This is a genomic window from Rhizobium sp. AB2/73 (genome assembly GCF_020871915.1).
GTDB classification, from domain to species: Bacteria; Pseudomonadota; Alphaproteobacteria; order Rhizobiales; family Rhizobiaceae; genus Rhizobium; species Rhizobium dioscoreae.
Window position 1 is genome coordinate 3,340,012 of record NZ_CP067071.1, and the last position, 16,631, is coordinate 3,356,642.

General features: G+C 54.5%; 14 protein-coding genes. 4 read left to right on the forward strand and 10 right to left on the reverse strand.

The window, feature by feature from the left end:
- Positions 1-3: 3 nt before the first annotated feature.
- From I8E17_RS16375 to I8E17_RS16390, 4 genes are all read right to left on the reverse strand, one after another.
- A complete protein-coding gene (locus tag I8E17_RS16375; RefSeq protein WP_219511386.1) occupies positions 4-1,320 on the reverse strand; it encodes a class I SAM-dependent methyltransferase in 1,317 nt (438 codons plus the stop codon).
- Positions 1,317-2,534, reverse strand: coding sequence for an ABC transporter ATP-binding protein (locus tag I8E17_RS16380; protein ID WP_219511384.1), 1,218 nt, complete (start codon positions 2,532-2,534; stop codon positions 1,317-1,319). Before I8E17_RS16380 ends, I8E17_RS16375 begins: the two co-directional genes overlap by 4 nt.
- Positions 2,531-3,337, reverse strand: coding sequence for an ABC transporter permease (locus I8E17_RS16385; protein ID WP_219511382.1), 807 nt, complete (start codon positions 3,335-3,337; stop codon positions 2,531-2,533). Before I8E17_RS16385 ends, I8E17_RS16380 begins: the two co-directional genes overlap by 4 nt.
- A 643-nt stretch (positions 3,338-3,980) precedes the next feature.
- Positions 3,981-4,271, reverse strand: coding sequence for a hypothetical protein (locus tag I8E17_RS16390; protein ID WP_219511380.1), 291 nt, complete (start codon positions 4,269-4,271; stop codon positions 3,981-3,983).
- A 280-nt stretch (positions 4,272-4,551) separates the two neighbouring features.
- On the opposite strand from I8E17_RS16390, the gene I8E17_RS16395 reads away from it, so the two are divergent.
- On the forward strand, positions 4,552-6,171 hold the full coding sequence (locus I8E17_RS16395; RefSeq protein WP_219511379.1) for an ISL3 family transposase: 1,620 nt from the start codon (positions 4,552-4,554) through the stop codon (positions 6,169-6,171).
- A 27-nt stretch (positions 6,172-6,198) separates the two neighbouring features.
- Here the strand turns inward: I8E17_RS16395 and I8E17_RS16400 are convergent, their stop codons facing one another.
- Together I8E17_RS16400 and I8E17_RS16405 are read right to left on the reverse strand one after the other, a co-directional pair.
- Positions 6,199-6,651: a hypothetical protein gene (locus I8E17_RS16400; RefSeq protein ID WP_219511377.1), complete on the reverse strand. Its 453-nt coding sequence runs from the start codon at positions 6,649-6,651 to the stop codon at positions 6,199-6,201.
- 218 nt (positions 6,652-6,869) lie between these two features.
- On the reverse strand, positions 6,870-9,044 hold the full coding sequence (locus I8E17_RS16405) for an acyltransferase family protein (protein WP_219511376.1): 2,175 nt from the start codon (positions 9,042-9,044) through the stop codon (positions 6,870-6,872).
- 65 nt (positions 9,045-9,109) lie between these two features.
- On the opposite strand from I8E17_RS16405, the gene istA reads away from it, so the two are divergent.
- Together istA and istB are read left to right on the forward strand one after the other, a co-directional pair.
- Complete coding sequence (gene istA / locus I8E17_RS16410) at positions 9,110-10,645, forward strand: IS21 family transposase (RefSeq protein ID WP_112722466.1); 1,536 nt, start codon at positions 9,110-9,112, stop codon at positions 10,643-10,645.
- A gap of 12 nt (positions 10,646-10,657) precedes the next feature.
- On the forward strand, positions 10,658-11,413 hold the full coding sequence (gene istB / locus I8E17_RS16415; protein WP_112722455.1) for an IS21-like element helper ATPase IstB: 756 nt from the start codon (positions 10,658-10,660) through the stop codon (positions 11,411-11,413).
- Between the two features lie 504 nt (positions 11,414-11,917).
- Here the strand turns inward: istB and I8E17_RS16420 are convergent.
- The 4 genes from I8E17_RS16420 to I8E17_RS16435 all read right to left on the reverse strand — a co-directional run bounded on the left by I8E17_RS16420 (position 11,918) and on the right by I8E17_RS16435 (position 15,773).
- Complete coding sequence (locus tag I8E17_RS16420; RefSeq protein ID WP_113367024.1) at positions 11,918-13,537, reverse strand: IS66 family transposase; 1,620 nt, start codon at positions 13,535-13,537, stop codon at positions 11,918-11,920.
- Between the two features lie 75 nt (positions 13,538-13,612).
- A complete protein-coding gene (gene tnpB / locus I8E17_RS16425; RefSeq protein WP_069611408.1) occupies positions 13,613-13,957 on the reverse strand; it encodes an IS66 family insertion sequence element accessory protein TnpB in 345 nt (114 codons plus the stop codon).
- Positions 13,954-14,340, reverse strand: a complete 387-nt coding sequence (locus I8E17_RS16430) for a transposase (protein WP_069611409.1) — start codon at positions 14,338-14,340, stop codon at positions 13,954-13,956. Before I8E17_RS16430 ends, tnpB begins: the two co-directional genes overlap by 4 nt.
- A gap of 326 nt (positions 14,341-14,666) precedes the next feature.
- Positions 14,667-15,773, reverse strand: coding sequence for a glycosyltransferase family 4 protein (locus I8E17_RS16435; protein ID WP_219511374.1), 1,107 nt, complete (start codon positions 15,771-15,773; stop codon positions 14,667-14,669).
- Between the two features lie 254 nt (positions 15,774-16,027).
- Here I8E17_RS16435 and I8E17_RS16440 point away from each other — a divergent pair, with 254 nt between their 5' ends.
- Complete coding sequence (locus I8E17_RS16440; RefSeq protein ID WP_219511372.1) at positions 16,028-16,510, forward strand: transposase; 483 nt, start codon at positions 16,028-16,030, stop codon at positions 16,508-16,510.
- Positions 16,511-16,631 lie beyond the last annotated feature (121 nt).

Sequence of the window (16,631 nt, forward strand, 5' to 3'; positions counted from 1 at the left end):
AGATTACCGTTCTGTGGCACTTTTGAATTTTTCAAAAATGCGCTTAGCGTGAGGAGAGAGGTCGGCATGATCGATACGATGATGGAAATGACCAGACTGTTCTACGGGACCAGGTACAATAAGCCGTTTCAGCCAGTCTGTCGTTCTTGGAGACCAAGAGAGAAACCGCACCGCAACACGCCGTAGTGTGGGGCGCGCGACGGCAAAGCGGATAAGCCGACGCAGGACATTGGCAATAAATATCTTCGTATCCAAAATGACGGTGTTGTGTCCGTGCCGAAGTCGACGTATGGCCCCCATCGTCTTGCGAAACGGCGCCGTAATTCTCCAAGACGAACTCTTATAAACAGCCATCAGGCGCTGCTGATAGTTGTCAATCACCTCTCGCAGCACGTCTCTTTCCTGACGGAGCAAGTCGAATTCCTGACGGAGCAAGTCGAATTCCTGTTGAGTTTGAGCAAGATCCAGCCGAACTCGATCGAATTCGGACTTCAATCCGCTCAAAAAAGCCGATGCTTCCGCAATCGCTTCGTTGGTTGCCCGCGATCTAACTTCGAATTCGGCTGTGGAGATCAGACGCGCTTCGAAACGTTGTGACAGCGTATCTAGGGTGAGGCCGTAGTCGGCATTGAAAGGCCCGTCGAATTTTTGCAGAAACTTGTTCGGCGCCGCCTTCTGCGCCACGACTGCATAGTCCGGACTAACCCCTTGGAATACATCAATGAGACGGACATCACCAGAATGCCGCAGAGCGCCATTTTCCTGAAGTCTTATCACCACCGCGCGCGCATAACCATAAAACCGCGGCAAGAAAGAAAGCAATCCGGGTGGAAGTGGCCGGTTATGGGTCGGATCCATATGAAAAGTCAGCGTGCCAACGCTTACATTCTCCGCATTCGGCGTCTCAAGGATCAACAATCCGCCAGGACGAAGGACACGAAGTGCTTCCGAGATTAGCGTCTGGAGCACTTCAAAGTGAAGATGCTCGGCAATGTGAAATCCGGAGACAATAGCTTGGCTTTCATCTGGTAGACTTTTCAGACACGCGATGGCATCGAGCTTTTCTGCGGAAAGATTGCGAGCGAAGCAATCTTCCAGCATACCGTCGTCAAGGTCGACTCCATGTGGAACCATACCTATGGACTGCATCAACTCCAACCACTCTCCTCTGCCGCAGCCTAGGTCGATGATACTTCGCGTGCCCCCGTCATCGAGTAACGGTTTCACGAAGGGAAGATAGACCTCCAGGCGCTTGGTAATTTCCGCTCGATCGCCACGGAATTTTTCTTCGAAAGCGCGATAGAACGAGCCCGAACTCATCGTATAAGCTCCAGTCCCGGTGGTACCCATGCTACACCCACAAACTTCTGCTTGTCGGTATTAACCACAGCAAAGGTGTAAGCGAGGTCTTGCCATTCATAGTTGTAGGCCACATGTGCCTCGCTTTGGTGCAGTGATACTGCCACCGAATAATTGCCGTTGCCGAAGTTCGCATTGAACTTGAAACGGAACATCACCTCTTCGCCGGCTTTTAGATTGTAAAGAACCCGATCCAGATGAAAGGTATTAGTCCCGAAGATCGGCTGTCCGAGCCGATCCTTGATCATGTAGCCAGCAACCAGTTCCGGAATATCTCTGACGATTGCTGCCTTTACTTCGAGAATGACGGCTTCGCCCACACTCACCGCATCAGTTGCGCGACCAGCTGAATCCAGCAGCACCACATCGGCGATAACAGCTTCGCCAGTTCCTGAAACCGTCTGAATTCTCCCATCCTTATTTTTTGTTTGGCTAACGATGCCCCCCTCTTTCTCGGCGATCAGGGCGTTGTAAAGATCAAGGACATCCTCAGGAGGGCCGTCTTTTCGAATTTCGCCCTTTTCAATTAGGATGGCACGATCGCAAAGAGAGATTACCGCGGATCTATCGTGAGAGACCAATAGAAGCGTTGTGCCTTCCTTCTGGAATTGTTTAATACGATTAAAACTTTTGTGCTGAAAATACGCGTCCCCGACCGAGAGCGCCTCGTCCACAATCAAAATCTCAGGCCTGAAGGCTGTCGCGACGGAGAAGGCGAGACGCACTTGCATTCCACTGGAATATGTTCGTAGCGGCTCATCGAAATAGGTGCCGATTTCAGCAAAAGCCTCAATTTCTGACATAACGCCAAGAATCTGGTCATGGGTAAATCCCATTAGCCCTGCTGTATTCATGACATTTGCTCGCCCCGTCAAATCAGGATTAAAACCCATTCCGAGCTCGAGAAGCGCTGCAATACGGCCATTAACTTCGATCGTGCCGGCACTTGGAGCTAGCGTATTGCACAGCATTTTAAGAAGCGTGCTCTTACCTGCCCCGTTCTGCCCGACAATACCGACCGCTTCACCAGCCTCTAAGCTGAACGTTATGTCGCGCAGGATCCACTTCTCCTCTCGTGGCACCACCGAAAGGCCAAGCCAACTCAACACGCGCTGCCATTCCGATCGATAAGTGCGGAAAGCCTTGCCAATACCTTCAATTTTGAGAACAGTCATAGAACGTCCGCCATCTCTGTATTAGCGCGACGAAAGACGACAAGCGAGATTCCACACAAGATGAGACCGAGAACGAGAGTGACAGGCACTGCCGTCAATCGAGGTGCGACGTCGTATGCAATCGCTTTGTGGTAGGCGTCAACGATATCGAACATAGGGTTAAGCTTAAGGATACGCACATATTTCTCCGGAATCACAGTAATCGGATAGACGATTGGCGTGAACCAGAAAAGAACTTGCAAGACAATTGGCACGACTTGCTCAACATCTCGAATAAAGACATTAACAATTCCGAGAAAAAGCCCGATCCCAACAGCAAAAACCACGATCACTGGCATCAGCAGGAAGATAAACATCAGATTCCAGCTGGGTACATGACCAAGAAACAGAAAGATGACCACCATTACTACGAGAAGGATGAGGTTATTGACGATAGCCGACCCAACAGCAATCGCTGGCAAGGTGACCTTCGGGAAATTCATCTTTTTAATGATATTAGCGTTGCCGACGAATACTTTCAGACAACGATCGATGATCTCGGAAAACAAATTCCAAGCAAGCGTACCGGACATAAGATAGATTGCGTAACCGTAGGTATTATTAATGTCAGGGATTTTGGATGATAAAAGATTGGAAAGGATCAACGCATAAATCATAACCTGGGACAGCGGTTGCAGGACGATCCATGCCCCGCCAAGTTTACTGCGCACAAAACGAGTGTAGAAGTCGTTCCAAATCGAATTCGCAATAAAATACCGGTAGCTCCAAATCCCATTCGCAAGTCCTAACATATCAGCCATCATGCCTCAGTTATATTGAATTGAATCCAGCCTTGGTCGCCATCGCACGGCTGACGTTGATATTCCATATCGCGTTACCTCTGCAATGAAATTCATGTCCACGGTCAATCCGGGTGAGAATTGCCGCCGCTGCGATTGAGCCGCCTTTAAACGCAGGAGGGCGGGCTTTCAAGCCTTTAAGACTCAGCGCCGCTTGTTCCACCGACACCTGATTTCCGCAGAGAGTTGGCTCAGACTCATATTTGCGACTGCGGCTTGTAAGACGGCGTTGGACGTGCAATCATGTGTCCAGCCTGTTACTGCAGTCTTGAACCCTTGGCCACGGAGAGATCCACTATAGAGATCGCCTACGGCGTAACGCACAAATTTGCTTGGCGATTATCGGCTGTCGGGTCTCAGGGTTTCCGAACAAGGAATTCGATGATACCTCGCCACTACGAACTCACCGAGCATGAAATGGTCGATCATATCGCCATTGTTGCCGGACAAAAGAATACCATGCGCCTGCCGAACGTCGCACGGTCTAGATCCCCAATCCACTTTGGATCATCTCAGTTGCGGACCGGAACGCTGCACAAGCTGCGTCCAGCCCTAGCTAAGGTTTTCAAGTTATTGATCATGGGTGTCGATTGGCCAGCCTCGCTCTTCAGCCAAATAAGGCTCTCAGGCTTCCAAAAACGCCGATAGGTAGGATCGCCATAAACAGTAAAACGGCGATAGCTGTCTGCGCCAAGCGCGCGCTGGCAGATCCGGCCCCAAGAATGCCTATGGCTATTGCCACGGAGGTCTGATTGAGCAAGCCGTAGGAGTTGCTTCTTAAGAGCATTAGAGCCACCCCGAAATAGGCAACGCCGCGTAGAACGCGAACTCCCCAGGATAGGCCTTTTGTAAGAAAGTCGTGGATCTGTTGATCGGTAAAAAATTCGTCGGTCGACATCAAAATTCCCCGGTTAAAAACAATCTCACTCCCTATGTGGGAATAGCACTAAATAACAAGCGAAGGTAGCGTCACATTACGAGTTTTCTGGCAGCACCATCTCTCAATCTTGGAAGGAGTATCGGTGATGACGCGCCGCCGGGCTTCCGGGGCGCGCCCCGGAAGACCGGCGGACGCAGCATCTGGGGAAGATTGAAACGGCACTATTGGGCTCTTCCGCAATTTCGGTGCAACTTTCTGAATCCTGTTGATTCGACATACGAATCAGCAGGAGCATGGAATGGCGAAGCGCATCCTACCGTTGATCCCGCCGTCTTTGGTCGTCGATCACGTTCAACAATCGAAAGAGGCAATATCGATCGATTGTCGCTTCCGATCGACAGGGGCTAAATGTCCTGAGTGCCGCAGGGCCTCACGCCGGATTCACAGTCGTTACGACCGGCGGCTTGCCGACCTACCATGGCAAGGGCGGACGGTCACGATAACCCTGAATGTCCGGCGCTTGCGTTGCAGCAACGAGAGATGCCGAAGGCGTATATTTGCCGAGAACGTAGGCGACGTGACCTGGCGGTATTGTCGGCGCACCAGGCGCCTGGAGGATGTCCATCGCAGCATCGGCATGGCATTGGGGGGAGAAGCAGGCACGAGGCTTGTCGCCCGCCTCGGCATGCCGGTGAGCGCCGACACTATTTTGCGGATTGCGCGGCGAGCATATCCCACTGGCAATTGCGAGGGGCCGCGAATTCTCGGCGTCGACGATTGGGCCTGGCGGCGCGGACAACGTTACGGAACGATCCTGGTCGATCTGGAAACGAACAACGTTGTCGATCTGCTGCCCGATCGTGAGAAGGACACGCTCTCTGGATGGCTTGTGGACCATCCGGGTGTTGAAGTCATCGCCCGGGATAGAGCTGGCGCGTATGCGCGTGGAGCCCGTGAGGGAGCGCCGAAAGCACAGCAGGTCGCCGATCGTTGGCATCTTCTGCGTAATTGTTCCGATGCCTTGCAGAATGTCGTGGAGCGGCGATACCGCCTTATCCGCGATGTCGGGAAGTCGCTTATGGCGCAGATCGATACGGATGATCGAATACGCGGCGAGCGGATGAAAGAAGATCCGCTCCGTAAACCCATGGCACGGCAACAGCAAAACCGGCATCAAGATCGGCATGCTCTTTTTGATGAGGTCATCCGACTGAACGGCATGGGCTGGAGCCAGTTGGCTATCAAGCGTGAGCTCGGTGTCGACCTCAAAACCATACGGAAATGGCTGAAAGACAATCGACCTGGAACATGGGAACGCATGGTCTTCACGGAAAATCCAGCCGATGCCCATGCTGATTACGTCCGTAGGCGATGGCTTGAGGGTTGCCGCAACGCGACCCGTCTCTACAGGGAGGTGTGCGATCGAGGTTACAGCGAGAGCGTAAAGACCTTTCGCCACTGGGTGAAGGTAAGGCTGCGCGACGGCATCCCCGCACCAACATTGTCTCGTGCCTCGCGCAAATCTTCATGGCGGGCGCCTTCCTCTCGGCAAACGGTTCGCCTCCTGACGGCCGAAGTCGATACACTTCCGCCGAACGAGCGAGCCTTTGTGAATGCCATTTCCTCGGCCTCACCTGACGTCGCCACCGCCGCAGACTTGGCACGGCGCTTCCAGTCCATGATCTGCAATCGGGAAATCGGTGCGCTGAAGCCGTGGCTACATGACGCAACTACCGGACCGATGTCGTCGTTCGCGCACGGGATCCGTCGCGATGTCGAGGCGGTTCAGGCTGCATTGACGTTACCATGGAGTACCGGACCAGTTGAAGGCAAGATCAACAAACTGAAACTCATTAAACGATCCATGTATGGAAGGGCCGGGATGGATCTCCTGCGCTCGCGCATCATTGGGACCTGAGTTGCATCGAAATAGCGGGAGAGCCCACTATTGGGGAGTATTGCTCCGGTACTGACAAGGGCTGGCGCTTATGCGCGTGGAGCCTGGGAGGGAGCGCCGAAAGCACAGCAAGTTGCCGATCGTTGACATCTCCTGCGCAACTGTTCCGATGCCTTGCAGAATGTCGTGGAGCGGCGATACCGCCTTGTCCATGATGTCGGGAAGTCGCTTATGGCGCAGATTGATACAAATGCTCGAATACCCGGCGAGTGAATGAAGGAGAGCCGCTCCATTAACCCGCAGCACGGCAACAGCAAAACGGCATGAAGATCGGCGTGCTCTTTTTGATGAGGTTATCCGACCGAACGGCATGAGCTGGAGCCAGTTGGCGATCAAGCGTGAGCTGGTATCGATCTTAAAACCATAAGGAAATGGCTGAAAGACAATCAGCCAGGGACATGGGAGCGCACGGTCTTCACGGAGAATCCGGCCGATGCCCATGCAGGTTACCTCCGTAAGCGGTGGCTTGAAGGCTGCCACAACGCGACGCGGCTCCACAGGGAGGTGCCCGATCGCGCGTATCATGAGAGCGCAAAGACCTTTCGCCAGCGGGCGAAGGTACGGGCCAATGCGTCTGGACGCTGCTCAAGCGGGCGCCAAAGACATTCAGATCGGTGTTCGAAAACTTAACAACTTTGAACCAGCAAAGCTGTTCAAAATCAGCCCTTGGAGGGAAGGGGCGGATGACCGGCCGTAATCTTCGTTCGTTCAGATCCTGGTAGATTTAACTCAAACTCCATTTTCTCAACAAATGCTGGCGTGAGGAGAACATCTCCATATTCGCTGATGTGATCAGCATCGAAAAATAGAGGTTTTCCATCTCTAAACGCGGAACATTTTTCGTCTGGGCAAAGAATCGGAAATGGATCCCATACGGAAACGCCTGGAATTGTTGATAAAATTTTCCGAAAGCCATCTAAGGTAGGTTTTCTTAGCCGCTCTAACAAGCTTCGTTCAATTTCGAAGCCATCCACACAGGAAGGATTAGCGCGATTGAACCAATCTCCGCATCGGAATGGGGGCGTTCTGAACAATGGCTTTGGGGCTTCAAAAACTATCTTGACCCCTTTGTCTGCTAATGGCTTGAGCTTTTGAATGGCCGCCTCGATGGCATGTTCGCGCTTTTTTTCGCTTCCCTCACCTTCGACATAGGTCAATGCCGCTGCATCGGTAAACTTTGCAAATTGTTCGGCGAGACGCGGCAATCTGAGGGAGGCTAGGAATACGACGTCTCCCGCCTTCGCGCTGGCCATCAAAGTATCTAGGCTGGATTGAAGTGCGCTTTGGCATCCGGGATCGTCATCGCGATTCCATTGCAGCGAAATGAATGGGCAACCAGCCGTGCTTAGGATCACGGATTCCACACCAGTTGTCAGGGTGAAACGCTTCAACAATGGAATATAAGCCCCTGTGTGGCTGTCTCCGAGCGCAAATACCCGTTCCTCCACCGTCGGCGTTGGACACGAAGTACGTTTGTAACTAATGCCAGAGCCGGTAGCAGACGCGTCAATTGTACAGCCGGAGATATCTGGGTATCGGTCGACATCGGGATCCGGAATCCAGTCCCGGCGATTTTTGGCAACGACGCTTTGCGAGATAATCTGCTTGTCAGCCTGCATCCATCGATATGCGCTCCAACTGCCCGCAATGACCATCATACCAAGGCAGACCACGACAAAACGAGGAATGACGTGCACTACCTTTGCCTGTCTGATCGGCTTCTCGACAAACAAATATGAGACCACCGCAAGGGCAAATGCTAGCGCCGTCGCAGCTATCATTTGCCCGCTCGTTTCGAGGCCGACGGTCCACCGCGCAATCACAAAAACTGGCCAATGCCATAGATACAATGAATAGGAAATCCAACCTATAGATCTGATTGGGCGTGCCTCCAGAATTGCCAAATGGGGCACCCTGGAAAGATTTGCAAACTGTAGGGTACCGATTAAGACGGCGGTCGCAAAAACCACCAACACATTGCTGAGCCACTGCAAATCAGGTGAAAAGCGATAGAATAATGCCCCGGTCAATATAAAAAGCGCGATCGAGCCTGTGACGTTTACGATATGGGCAGCTTTCCCTTTTGCGAAAGAGTGGTGCGTTTTCATGAAATGCGTTAGCTGAAACGTGCCAACACCGACACCGAGCGCCCAAAAGCGCGAATATATCATATAGAATGCCTGCAGCGGGTGAGCATGATAAAGATAAATCCATCCTGCTAGGGAAGCAGACGCAAGGAAAAGATATGCCGCAATGGAGCCGATGCGATATTTGCCCCCTGCCAGCCAAGGAAAAAATAGAACCGGAAAGAGGACATAAAATTGCTCCTCCACACCGAGCGACCAAGTATGTGTAAATGGATTAAATTCTGTAACGGGCGAAAAATAATCCGTCCCCTTTGCGAGAAATATATTGCTTGCTCCGAGGAAAGCGTAAAGGCCAGTAGTGTCTATGGAGCTACTTAGCCAAGCCTCTGGAATTAAAAGAAAAGAAACATATCCGGTGATGATAAGACATACCATCAATGCTGGGACAATTCGCAAAAATCGTCGCGCATAGAAATCAAAAACGAAAACTAAAAAGCTTGACGTTCTTCGCTGCGCGACCGAGTAGCTGACGATAAATCCAGATATGACAAAAAAGATATCGACTCCGAGAAATCCGTTCGGAACGATAGTTTGTCGCAAATGATAAAAAACGACAGACAAAACCGCAATAGCCCGCAGGCTGCGGATTCCGACGTGAAGCCGGCCGGCATTCCGATCAAAGACCGGCCACCATTCCGATTTGAAGCCGGCCACCGTTCCAATCAAAGACCGGCCAGTTTTCGGCACTGAAGATTACCTCCTGGGTCAGCAACTTTTGGCATCGATACCTCGTGATGAACGAGGGGATTTTGATGCCGGCAAAGAGAAGGCTGACCATGAGACATTTGCGACAAATGCTGCGGCTTGCGGCAAGCGGAACCAGCTCGCGTGAGATTGCCGTCGTATTGGGAATTGCGCGTAGCACGGTGCAGGATAATCTGCAGCGCGCGGCAGCGGTTGGGTTAAACTGGCCCTTGCCTTTGGATCTCACCGACGATGCGCTCGAGAGCAAACTGTTCACTCGTAATGGCATCAAACACGGCACGAGACGACGGGTCGAGCCCAATTGGGCCGATCTTGCCATCGAGCTCAAGAAGCCGGGCGTTACCATGCTCATCCTGTGGGAGGAGTATCGTGGGTCGCACCCCGACGGTTACGGCTATAGCCGCTTTTGTGAACTCCTGCGTGGGTTTCAACAGCGGCTTTCACCGACGATGCGCCAGGAGCATGCTGCTGGCGACAAGGTGTTCGTCGACTATTCCGGCAAGAAGATCCCGATCGTTGATCGCAAGACCGGAGAGATCCGCGAGGCAGAGATCTTTGTGGCGGTGCTCGGTGCATCGAGCTTCACCTATGCTGAGGCGACCTGGACGCAAACGCTCCCTGACTGGATCGGCTCGCATGTCCGGATGTTTCATTTTTTTGGAGGCGTTCCCCGGCTGATCGTTCCCGACAATCTGAAGTCGGGCGTCAACCACGCCAGCTTCTACGATCCCGAGATCAACCGCAGTTACGGCATGATGGCCTCCCACTATGGCGTCGGAGTTCTCCCGGCACGGCCGAAGAAACCGCGGGACAAATCGAAAGTTGAGAACGGAGTCCGTTTTGCTCAGACCTGCATCCTGGGGCGGTTGCGCAAGCTGACTTTCTTCTCGCTGGCTGAGGCCAATGCCGCTATTGGCCAGGCACTCGATCGCATCAACGATCACCTCATGCGTCGATTGGGTGTTACCCGGCGGCAAGTATTTGAAAGTGTCGAACGTGCTGCGCTCGCCAGTCTTCCGGGTGAAGACTACGAATTCGCCGAATGGCGTCTGGTCCGTGTCTCGACCGATTATCACGTCGAGTTCAAAAGCTTCTTTTATTCCGTCCCCCATGCCCTCATTCGCCAGCAGGTCGACCTGAGGGCAACGGCACGCACCATCGAGATCTTCCACCGCGGCAAGCGCATCGCCGTGCATCAGCGTCGGTATGGTGGTCCTCGCCATGGAACCGACCCAGATCACATGCCCAGTTCCCACCGGCGATACGCTGAGTGGACACCAGATCGCTTTCGGCGCTGGGCCGCATCCATCGGGCCACAGACAGAGGGCCTGGTGATCGCAATTCTTGCTAGCCGTCCGCACCCCGAACAGGGCTTTCGAACATGCCTGGGTGTGCTTCGCCTGTTTCGCGACATCGAACGCAATCGGGCCGAAGCCGTATCAGCACGCGCCGTCGAGATCGGTGGCCTGAACTGCAAGAGCATCGCCTCGCTGCTGGCCAACCACAAGGCGGCGCGCCATTCCACCGAACCAACCGCCATTGTCGACCATGCCAATCTGCGTGGCCCTGATTACTTTCATTGAGGAGACATACCAATGCTGACCAATCCCACCATCAACATGCTGCGTGAACTCGGCCTCAATGGCATGGCCACAGCCTTCCAGGAGCTCGACGCACAATCCGAAGCGCGCGGCCTCGAGCATGGAGAATGGCTTGCCATCCTACTCGAACGAGAGGCCACCATGCGCCGCCAGAAGCGCTTCGAAGCCCGCGCCAGGGCTGCCAAACTTCGCCACGATGCGCAGATCGAGAATGCCGACTTTCGTGCCGCACGCGGTCTCGACCGCAATCTGTTCATGACGCTTGCTGGCTGCGATTGGATCCGCAGGCACCACAGCCTTCTCGTCACAGGGCCGGCCGGCGTCGGCAAGAGCTGGCTTGCCTGTGCACTCGGCCATAAAGCATGCCGCGAAGATTTCTCCGTCGCCTACCACCGGGTTCCTCGGCTATTCGCAACACTTGCCCTTGCACGAGGCGATGGGCGATATGGCCGGATCCTCAAATCGCTGGCCAAGACCGATCTGCTTATCCTTGATGATTGGGGACCGGAAAAGCTCAACGATGATCAGCGGCGCGATCTCCTCGAGATCATCGAAGACCGCTACGAGCGCCGATCGACGATCGTCACCAGTCAGGTGCCCCTGGATCGCTGGTGGGAAATAATAGCAAACCCCACGCTCGCCGATGCCATCCTGGATCGCCTCGTTCACAATGCCTATCGCATCGATCTCACCGGTGAAAGCATGCGAAAACAGCGCTCGTCGATAGCGCCTGAAAAACCGCACGCTTGACCTGAAACAAAACCCGATCCAAACATCCAACAGACCCAGGATCAGTCCGACAAATGGCCGCCTTCAAATCGGAACCCCGGCCGGAATGAAATCGGAATGACTGGCCGGCTTCAAATCGGAATCGATGGCCGGCTTCATCGGAATACGCACGCAGGCCATCCAGAAAGCGAAGATACTGCATTCAGACACATGCCCCAACATAGTGTTTCTGAATGTTGCTGTAGCTTAGCGAATTACTGAATGGAATAAGAAAATACCGCAATGCGGCCACTTTTCCGGCCTCACCTCTGTGAAGAATGTCGCATCAAGCGCAATTTAAAAGGTGAAAAGCGATGGATCCTTCTGAATCGGAATCATATCGCCACGAGACGTGGACGTCTCAGATTGCGAGTTTGGTGGTAAGCACGTAGGCAACCCCAAGTACCATTTCGCGAGCTGATCGGGAATCTTGTGCATAATCATGCAAGGAATCCTATGAGCGAAAGTGTAATTCAGCGTAAGCGGTTAGCTGATGGCGTCAGGCCTGAAGTTCCATGGCATAAGCGCCTCGAGCTCGGATACTGGCCAGCCTTGAGCGATGCGGGTCAATGTCTGGGAGAGCCAGTCGAGCGGATCGACGCCATTTATTTTGGCTGTCTGCAAGAGGGTGGCGACCGTCGCCCAGGTGCGTCCACCACCCTCGCTGCCGGCGAATAGACTGTTCTTTCTCGTAATTGTTTGGGGCCTGATCGCGCGCTCGACGACATTGGAGTCGATTTCGATCCGGCCGTCCGTCAGGAAGCGCTCCAGTGCTTCGCGCCGGGTGAGCGCGTAGCGGATTGCTTCGGCGGTCTTGGACTTGCCAGAGACCTTGCCCAGTTCCTTCTCCCAAAGATCAAAGAGGCCGGAGACGATGGTTGCAGATTTTTCCCGACGCAGCACGGAACGGCTGTCGGCATCTCGACCGCGGACATCATCCTCGATGCGCCACAGCTCGGTCATCGCGATGATCGTGTGCGTTGCAGCCTTCGAGACTCCGCTGATGTGAAGGTCGTAAAACTTGCGGCGTAGGTGCGCCCAGCACCCTGCGAGTTGGATCGTTTCATTGCTGCCGGCTTTGGCACGCGTCTTGGCGAGATTGGTATAGGCCGAGTAGCCGTCGACCTGCAGAATACCGCTGTATCCGGCGAGATGACGTGCCACGCAATCAGCGCCCCTGCTGTCCTCAAAACGATAGGCCACCATTGGCGGACTGGTTCCGCCATAGGGGCGATCATCGCGAGCATAAGCCCAAAGCCAGGCCTTCGTCGTTTTCCCCGAACCGGGCGCAAGAGTGGGTAAGGTGGTTTCGTCGGCGAAGATCCTTTCGCCCTCCTTGACGCGCTCGAGGATGTAATCGGCGCATATCTGCAGCTCGAAGCCCAGATGCCCCATCCACTGGGCCATCAACGATCGGCTGATCTCGACACCGTCGCGTAGATAGATTGCCTCCTGCCGGTAAAGCGGAAGGCCGTCGGCGTATTTGGAGACGGCGATATAGGCGAGCAGCCGCTCCGTCGGCAGGCCGCTTTCGATGATGTGTGCCGGTGCCAACGCCTGGAGCACGCCATCGTTGCCCCGGAAGGCATATTTGGGGCGACGCGTCACGATGACCCTGAACTTCGGTGGCACGACATCCAGTCGTTCGGAGCGATCCTCACCGATCAGGACCTTTTCCAGCCCCTCGCAGCCGGCAGGGATCTCCGGCTCGATCACTTCCTCTATGCGTTCGAGATGAGCGGCAAAACTCTTGCGCGGACGTGGTGCTCGTTTCGGCTTTTCCTTGGCCGCGCGATCGAGCTCGCTCTGGATCGCCGAAAGGCCGGTCTCAACTTCCTCGAAAGCAAAGGAGACCTGCTCGTCGTTGATGCCAAGGCGCAGCCGCTCGGAACGGGTGCCATGTTGGGTGCGCTGCAGAACCTTCAAGATCGATGTGAGGTTGGCAATCCGCTCGTTGGCGCTCTTCTCCATCGCCTCCAGCCGGGCGATCTCAGCTTCAGCGGCCTTCAGTCGGGCTTCTTTCGCAGCCTGCTCGCGCGCCATCGCGAGGACCATCGCTTTCAGCGCGTCAATGTCGTCCGGCAAGTCGTGAGGGGGCAAATCCATGGGAATGAGTAGAGCACAAAAACCGCCGTTTTCCCAACCATTACAGCGGCATGATTCATCTTGCCGCAGGCCCTGTCAGCCCGTCAACAAGGGCCGCCGGACCTTGGCCGGGCGGATCTTTTTCCAATCCATTCCGGCTAGCAACGCCATCAGCTGAGAATGGTCCAGACGTATCCGTGCCGCCGATATGCCCGGCCAGCAGAAGCCTTGATCTTCCAGGGTTTTCGAATAGAGGCAGACACCACTGCCATCCCACCAGACAATACGAATACGATCGGCCCGTTTCGACCGGAAGACGTAAAGCGCGCCATTGAAGGGATCGAGGCCGCCATCCCGCACCAGCGCCATCAAAGAGACGGCCCCCTTGCGGAAGTCGACCGGCTGGCACGACACATAAACCACCACACCGGAGGCGATCATGCCTTGCGAGCCGCCCGTAAAACCCTCACCAGATGATCAGGGTCGAACTCGCCGCCAACGCGCACCACCATATCCGCAATGACAATATCTACCGAGCCGCTTCTCATCGTATCAACGCGCGCGAACTTGATCTCCTTGCCCATTCCCTCCGTCAGGGGCGCAACAACTCCCGATGCCAGTGCCTTGCGACGCCACCCATAAAGCTGCGAGGGATCCAAGCCTTCAGACCGGGCAATCGCCGAGACATTGGCTCCAGGCTGCAACGTCGCGGCCACGATCCGCGCCTTCTCATCATCCGACCAGTCACGCGGCTTGCGTCGTCTTCGGACGGGCTCTGCCGTCAAAACCTCAAAGGTTCGAGGGTGATTCACACTGTCGCTCATGGAATTCTCCGCATGACTCATGCAGAAAATCGCCGATCAGCAGTCCGAAAGATACGTGGGGTGGCCTACGCGCTTACAATTCAGCCACGAAAATTCGAGGTTTTTGACGAAGGCGCCGGTGCGGACGCGACGCAAGCCGCGCAGTGGCCGGACGAGTAGAAGGAGTGATTGATCGCCGAAACGTTGTTGCCTGAGGCCAATGTGTCGACAATCGCACGTGTCGATGGGCTCGATCCCTCGCAGCCTTACGCGACGTGTAAAAGTCGATCGATTTTGGCACGACCGTACATCCGGCTGCTAACCAATATCGGACATGTATACCGACCTCAGCCTGCCAACTCGCGATAGAGGCGATAATATTGTGAACACATCTTCTCTGCCGTAAAACATGCAAGATAGCGATCACGCGCCGCGGCGCCCAGTACGGCAGTCTGCTGCTCGTTGTCCCAGATAGCCTTCATAGCGCCCGACAGAGCGTCGACATCGTTGGGCGGCACTACGAATCCGGTTACTCTGTCCAAGTTGACATAACTTGTCCCCGTGCCGATTTCACACGAAATCATCGGCTTGCCAAACATTGCCGCCTCCACAAGGGAAAGTCCAAAGGCCTCAGAGCGAAGATGCGAGGGAAACACGAACCCCGCACAAAGCTCGAGCAAAGCGATCTTATCGTTGTCAGACAAGGACCCGAGAAAATGGATATTGTGTAGGTTTTGCCCGGCTGCCTGCTTCAGTTCAACCTCCATCGGCCCACTGCCGACGATCACGATATCGAGGCCATTGTATTTTGCAGCCTCCAGCAAGATATGAACTCCCTTGTAATATCGCAGGACACCGACGAATAAGAGGAAGCGATCGGGAAGCCTGCCGCGCCAGCGGGCTAGCGACGCTTCGTCTGCCTTTGGATAGTCCGCTTCATCCAGACCTAACGAGATCACCCTCGTTTTAGATTTGAACCTTTCCAGGACATCGCTCGACATCGCGTAATTCGGAGACGTCGCAACAATCCGGTCGACGTCTTTCAGAAAGCGAAACATCAAAGGCTTATAGAATTGCAGCAGAAACTTTTGCTTCACGATGTCGGAATGATAGGTCACGACGGTCGGCTTGCTGGGAGGAGCGATAAAATGGATGATATCCATCAGTGGCCATGGAAAGTGATAGTGGACAATGTCCGCCTGCCTACTCAATTCCCGAAATCGGCCGAATACCTCACGTGAAAACCCGGTGGATGCGAATTCGAAATCGAGCTTAGCCTTCAGCGCCATATGCCCATCGAATTCGACGCTGTGTTCCAACGGCGTTTTGCTGAGCGAGAGGACATCTGATTCTACGCCGTATTTGGCGGTACCCTTGGCGATCGCGTAAATGGTCCGTTCAACCCCACCGAATGTGTCGGGCCAATATGTTTTGAAAAAATGTAAAACGCGCATTCCACTCCTGTATCTAAAAGAGATTGATACGTCACCTTGAGCATCGTTCTTTCGGAGAAAATATCAGAAGCCTCAAAATCTCCAGAGCAATTGCCCGCATATCCCATCTACACCCACGTCGGCGGCGCGGCCGCCGACCAATTCCGAACTGATGTGCTTAAGGAACTCGGATAGCAATATGCAAAAACGGGCGCCTGTAGTGCACCCCGTTTTTGAGACAGAAAAGCGGCAACAGTTCTCCATTAGGAGGACTGATGAGGACGGACGATCTTGGACGACGGTTCAGTCGCGAAATTAAGTTGGCGGGGGTTCAGCGAATGGCTGCCGGCACCAATGTCAGCAAGCTTTCACGCGAGTTGGGGATTTTCCGCAAAGGGCTTTATCAGTGGCAAAAGCAGTTCCGCACGGCGGAGCGTCGGCGCTGCAAGACGCCGGGCGTCCGCGGGGTGCTTCCCGTGCTTGCTGCCTCGACGACACAGGCTGGGCGGGCATTCATGCACATCGCTGGTGTCCTGCAGCATAGGTACGGCCGCATCCGGCGCAAACTCGGACATCACATCGCTCTCTGGGCTCACCACGGCTCTTTCTGTTGCACAGGGTGGTACGGGGGCCGCAACTGCGTCTGCGGCAAGAACAAGTCTCGGTCTGACTTCCGCTGCTACGATGACGGTCACGACCAGCGGCACCTTTACGTCTGCTCTCAACTTCGGCGGCGCAAGCACAGGCATCACTTATAACACCCAGACAGGGACCTATGTCCGTGTCGGCCCGCTTGTCTTTGTGCAGATCCGATTGATCTTGACATCGAAAGGAACCGCGACGGGGAGCGCCACCATCACGGGCTACCCTTCACGTTCG

Bases quoted from the DNA above. Each gene is read 5' to 3' on its own strand.
- I8E17_RS16375 (WP_219511386.1), bottom strand. From the start codon at position 1,320: ATGAGTTCGGGCTCGTTCTATCGCGCTTTCGAAGAAAAATTCCGTGGC.
- I8E17_RS16380 (WP_219511384.1), bottom strand. From the start codon at position 2,534: ATGACTGTTCTCAAAATTGAAGGTATTGGCAAGGCTTTCCGCACTTAT.
- I8E17_RS16385 (WP_219511382.1), bottom strand. From the start codon at position 3,337: ATGATGGCTGATATGTTAGGACTTGCGAATGGGATTTGGAGCTACCGG.
- I8E17_RS16390 (WP_219511380.1), bottom strand. From the start codon at position 4,271: ATGTCGACCGACGAATTTTTTACCGATCAACAGATCCACGACTTTCTT.
- I8E17_RS16395 (WP_219511379.1), top strand. From the start codon at position 4,552: ATGGCGAAGCGCATCCTACCGTTGATCCCGCCGTCTTTGGTCGTCGAT.
- I8E17_RS16400 (WP_219511377.1), bottom strand. From the start codon at position 6,651: ATGGGCATCGGCCGGATTCTCCGTGAAGACCGTGCGCTCCCATGTCCC.
- istA (WP_112722466.1), top strand. From the start codon at position 9,110: ATGCCGGCAAAGAGAAGGCTGACCATGAGACATTTGCGACAAATGCTG.
- istB (WP_112722455.1), top strand. From the start codon at position 10,658: ATGCTGACCAATCCCACCATCAACATGCTGCGTGAACTCGGCCTCAAT.
- I8E17_RS16420 (WP_113367024.1), bottom strand. From the start codon at position 13,537: ATGGATTTGCCCCCTCACGACTTGCCGGACGACATTGACGCGCTGAAA.
- tnpB (WP_069611408.1), bottom strand. From the start codon at position 13,957: ATGATCGCCTCCGGTGTGGTGGTTTATGTGTCGTGCCAGCCGGTCGAC.
- I8E17_RS16430 (WP_069611409.1), bottom strand. From the start codon at position 14,340: ATGAGCGACAGTGTGAATCACCCTCGAACCTTTGAGGTTTTGACGGCA.
- I8E17_RS16435 (WP_219511374.1), bottom strand. From the start codon at position 15,773: ATGCGCGTTTTACATTTTTTCAAAACATATTGGCCCGACACATTCGGT.
- I8E17_RS16440 (WP_219511372.1), top strand. From the start codon at position 16,028: ATGAGGACGGACGATCTTGGACGACGGTTCAGTCGCGAAATTAAGTTG.